This is a genomic window from Bradyrhizobium sp., assembly GCF_049586575.1.
In the GTDB taxonomy this organism is placed as follows: domain Bacteria; phylum Pseudomonadota; class Alphaproteobacteria; order Rhizobiales; family Xanthobacteraceae; genus Bradyrhizobium.
The window spans coordinates 1-4230 of record NZ_JBAVCF010000651.1 but is presented as its reverse complement, the minus strand read 5'-3'; the positions used below and the strand labels follow the sequence as shown (position 1 = coordinate 4230).

Genomic DNA, 4230 nt, shown 5'->3' with positions numbered 1-4230 from the left:
GCCGAAAACCCTGCTCTGCCCGTTCCGACCCTTGAAAAGAGGCTGGCGAACGTGTTGTTCTCCGCGCGGCGGAAAAGAGCCGTAAAACCGGAGTCAGCAGAATGAATTACCCGAACGTGCAGTTGTTTATCGACGGCAAATGGCGACCGGCCGCTTCTGGAAAGACCATCCCTGTGCTCAATCCAGCCACGGAAGAGACCGTGGGCACCGTTGCCCACGCCGCAAAGGCCGACCTCGATGAGGCGCTGGCGGCAGCGGAAAAAGGCTTCAAGGCCTGGCGCGTGGTGTCGTCCTATGAACGCTCCAAGGTCATGCGCAAGGCCGCCGAGCTGATGCGCGAGCGCGCCGATAAAATCGCGACCATCATGACGATAGAACAAGGCAAGGTCCTGGCCGAGGCCAAGATGGAGACAATGGCAGCTGCCGACATCATTGAATGGTTTGCCGAGGAAGGACGCCGCGCCTATGGCCGCCTGATCCCGGCCCGGGCGCCCGGCGTCTACCAGATGGCGTTCAAGGAACCGGTCGGACCGGTTGCCGCCTTCACGCCGTGGAATTTCCCGATCAATCAGGTCGTCCGCAAAATGAGCGCGGCGCTCGCTTCAGGCTGCTCGATCATCGTCAAGGCGCCGGAAGAAACGCCGGCTTCGCCCGCCGAATTGATCCGGGCGTTCTCCGATGCCGGCGTGCCGGCCGGCGTCATCAACCTTGTCTATGGCGTGCCGTCCGAAATCTCCGAATATCTGATCCCGCACCCGACCATCCGCAAGATTTCCTTCACCGGCTCGACCAAGGTCGGCAAGGATCTCGCGGCGCTTGCGGGTCAGCACATGAAGCGGGTGACGATGGAGCTCGGCGGCCATGCGCCGGTGATCGTATTCGACGACGCCGACATCGAATCCGCGGCCAAGATCATGGTTGCCGCGAAATATCGCAACGCAGGTCAGGTCTGCATCTCGCCGACGCGCTTCCTGGTGCAGGAAGGCGTCTACGACAAGTTCATCAAGCAGTTCGTGGACGGCGCGAAGTCGATCACGGTCGGCAATGGCCTCGATGCCAACTCCAAGATGGGAGCGCTGGCCAATGATCGTCGCGTCACGGCCATTGAGACCATGGTCCAGGACGCCGTCAGCAAGGGTGCGAAGGTTGCGACCGGCGGCAACCGCGTCGGCAACAAGGGTTACTTCTTCGAGCCCACCGTCGTCACCGACGTGCCGAAGTCGGCCCGCGCGATGAGCGAAGAACCCTTCGCTCCGCTGGCGCTGATTTCGCCGTTCTCCAAATTCGACGATGCGGCGGAGGAAGCGAACCGCCTGCCATTCGGGCTCGCGTCCTACGCGTTCACCAAGTCGGCCAAGACGGCGAGCGCGATCGGTGCGGCTGTGGAAGCGGGCATGATGTCGATCAACAGCTTCGCTCTCGCGCTGCCCGAAGTTCCGTTCGGCGGCATCAAGGATTCCGGCTATGGATCGGAAGGCGGCTCCGAGGCGCTGGAAGCCTACCTCAACACCAAGTTCATTACGCAGACAGGAGTTTAGGCCGCCTGTCAAAAAGCGAGCCACCATCCGGCCCGATGGTGGCTCGCTCTTTTCACTAAACCAAATTCACCGCGCTTTAGTCGCGCACGTCGACCGGACCGACAAACGCCACGCCGATCCGCTTCTGCTGTATCCAGATCACCCTGCAGTCGCGCGTCGAGGAGTCACTCGCCATCACCAGGCGAAACTGGGCCGGCACGAAAGATGGATTATCGACGTCGATCGCGGCACCTTCCCGCGAGATGTTCCGCACGGTACAACGCATCACCGAGCCGCCCGCCGAAACATAGGCCGGCTCATTGATTTCAGTCCGCTGATGCTTCCGCTTTTCTTCCATCGGTGTGGTGCGCCGAAGTTCCCCAGCCCATCAGTCTAGCGCCAAAGCTTAAAGAATTTGGCTGTAGCGGCCCCTTGCGGGCTATGACAATCCAGAGGCGCGGGGTCAAGCGCACTGCCCTCGCTGGATCCACAAGACCACCGATCCCCTCGGCTTCGCCTTGATCCGGGAGGCGGAAATTATCTCAGGTCTGACGGGCCTTACCGGCGATTCCTCTGGCCTTCCTTTACCTCGGATGCTGGTTTTTGATGGCTGGTACGGTGTACCATTTCTTTGGCAGCGAAGCCGGGGGTCAGTCGACCGTTTCTGCCCTGTGGTTGAGACCCAACATAAACCCGCGTTGATCGAAGGAGAACAACCATGCCGCTTGGCGGACTACAGCATTACACGATCGAACCCGCAGATCTCGAACGCACCAAGGATTTCTATTGCGACGTGCTGGGGCTTGAGAATGGCGACCGGCCGCCGCTCGATTTCCCGGGCTACTGGCTCTATTCCGGCGGGGTGGCGACGGTCCATTTGATGGGCACCCGCAAGCCGCGCGAAGGCATCGTGGTCAGGGGCACCGAGAAGAAATTCGAGGACACCGGCCGCCTCGACCACATCGCCTTTGCCGCCACCGATGTGGACGGCGTGCGCAACCGCCTTCAGTCCAAAAACGTGAAGTTCCGCGAAAGCATCGTGCCTCGCACGGGGGATACGCAGTTCTTCCTCTACGATCCCGACGGCGTCGGCGTCGAATTGAACTTCCCGAAAAGCTGATGGATTCAGGCCGGTCGCTGCTTCGTTTCCGCGAATCCAGACAAGGTCATACCGCGGCCATATCTCGGGCGCGAAGCGGTCAGCTTTTCCTCCATTTTGCATGACGATTTGAGCTTCGCCGCCGCTGCGGCAGGATAGCCGGGTGCCCTAGCCTTCCACCTACCCCAGGGCCTGTGTGCCCGGCTATTCGCGGGCGGTTCAAAGAAACGCGACAGCAGGTGTTCCTGCCGTCGCGTTTGGCGTTTTGCGGTTAGTGCGGCGAATTTGAAGTTCCTATTGGTTCCGTTGCAATCTCGCTATAGGAACTTCAAATTCGAAGCCGCACAAAAAGGTTATATTTGCTGGAGCCCTTTGATTCCGACGTTCGCATCGGAGGCCTCCGCGACAGCTTTGCGAACTTCGGAATCGGAGCTCTAGTCGAGCCCGCGTTCGTGGCTGAGGCGCACCATTTCCTCGATGAAGGTCGCCTTTTGCTTCTCGTCGAGGCTCGTGAACAAGGGCTCGGCCGCGTCCGCCACCGCGCGCTGATCCGCGGCGCGATCGGTGAGGAACTGGGCCTCGTTACGCATCTGCTCCACGATGTCGTCGGGAGGATCGCGTTTGGCGCGGGCAATCCGGAGATTGAGGCGCTCGGCGCCATTGTGGCCGAGGTAATGCATGGCGCTATTGAATGCCGACCAATTCCTTTCCTGTTCAGGGTTTAGGTTCAGTTCGGCCTTGATCCGGTCGATATAGGCATCGCTGTTCGCCACGATCTGCTCGGCCGTCAACTCCGGCACACCTGGCTGGGTCAGAACCTCCACCGGTTTTCCGGGTGTGGTGCTCGTGGTTGGCGTGACTGTGACCGACCCTTTCGCCGTCTTGGTGACCTTGCCCTGCTTTGCGGAAGGGGGTGAGCCTGGTTTGGCGGTGTTCGCGGCGGGTTGCTGTCCCTGTCCCTGCCCCTGCTCGCCATTGACACCCAGGACGCCGGTAAAGACCCCGACCACGCCGCCGATTGCGCCGCCGAGCACGCCGCCGACGGGGCCGGCGGCCTTGTTGCCGGCTTGGGCACCGTCCTGCACACCTTTTACCAACCCCTGGGCCTGAGCTGCCTGAGACGTGGCAAGAAGCAGCGCAAGAATTGCTACCAAGTACAATCCCGGTTGCAGGCGCGCGGCCGGAGTTGGGCGGATCATTTCGGGCTCCATCTAACTTTGGTCTGCTGCGATGGGGACTTTGAATCGCCCACCGTAAACGACATTATCGTTACCGCGTCGGACGAGTCCACGGTCGCATCGTCGCGGCAGGAGTTGGCGATTTGTTCGGCGAGCAGTTGAGCGGAAGGTCGGTGTGACGCCGCACAGCCAGATTTCGCCCGTTGCGTTTGCAGCGCAATAGGGCACCTTTTATCTGGCCGGATCGTCGACCCCCGACGCCGGGGTGCGACGAAACGCAACGATAGTTCTAATGCCGTTCGAAGCCTGATTTCTCGACACCGGCGGCCAATTCTGGTCTGATCTACCGATTAAAATTTCGCGCCGACCTGCGAATGCAGGGCCTGCCAATGGCGTCGGCCAGACGAAGGGCAAAAATAAGAACAGAGTAAAGCAA

The 4230-nt window shown here is 60.7% G+C and carries 4 protein-coding genes; 2 read left to right on the top strand and 2 right to left on the bottom strand.

What is annotated here, in order from left to right; all coding sequences use genetic code 11:
- The first annotated feature begins 101 nt into the window (after positions 1-101).
- Positions 102-1538, top strand: coding sequence for an NAD-dependent succinate-semialdehyde dehydrogenase (locus WB528_RS23995; protein WP_423891380.1), 1437 nt, complete (start codon positions 102-104; stop codon positions 1536-1538).
- Positions 1539-1614: 76 nt separating this feature from the next.
- Here the strand turns inward: WB528_RS23995 and WB528_RS23990 are convergent, their stop codons facing one another.
- Complete coding sequence (locus WB528_RS23990) at positions 1615-1875, bottom strand: PilZ domain-containing protein (RefSeq protein ID WP_423891379.1); 261 nt, start codon at positions 1873-1875, stop codon at positions 1615-1617.
- 360 nt (positions 1876-2235) lie between these two features.
- Between WB528_RS23990 and WB528_RS23985 the strand changes: the two genes are divergently transcribed.
- Positions 2236-2637: a VOC family protein gene (locus WB528_RS23985; RefSeq protein WP_423891378.1), complete on the top strand. Its 402-nt coding sequence runs from the start codon at positions 2236-2238 to the stop codon at positions 2635-2637.
- A 413-nt stretch (positions 2638-3050) separates the two neighbouring features.
- On the opposite strand, the gene WB528_RS23980 is transcribed toward WB528_RS23985, so the two are convergent.
- Positions 3051-3815, bottom strand: a complete 765-nt coding sequence (locus tag WB528_RS23980; RefSeq protein ID WP_423891376.1) for a Spy/CpxP family protein refolding chaperone — start codon at positions 3813-3815, stop codon at positions 3051-3053.
- Between the last annotated feature and the right edge of the window lie 415 nt (positions 3816-4230).

Bases quoted from the DNA above. Each gene is read 5' to 3' on its own strand.
- WB528_RS23995 (WP_423891380.1), top strand. From the start codon at position 102: ATGAATTACCCGAACGTGCAGTTGTTTATCGACGGCAAATGGCGACCG.
- WB528_RS23990 (WP_423891379.1), bottom strand. From the start codon at position 1,875: ATGGAAGAAAAGCGGAAGCATCAGCGGACTGAAATCAATGAGCCGGCC.
- WB528_RS23985 (WP_423891378.1), top strand. From the start codon at position 2,236: ATGCCGCTTGGCGGACTACAGCATTACACGATCGAACCCGCAGATCTC.
- WB528_RS23980 (WP_423891376.1), bottom strand. From the start codon at position 3,815: ATGATCCGCCCAACTCCGGCCGCGCGCCTGCAACCGGGATTGTACTTG.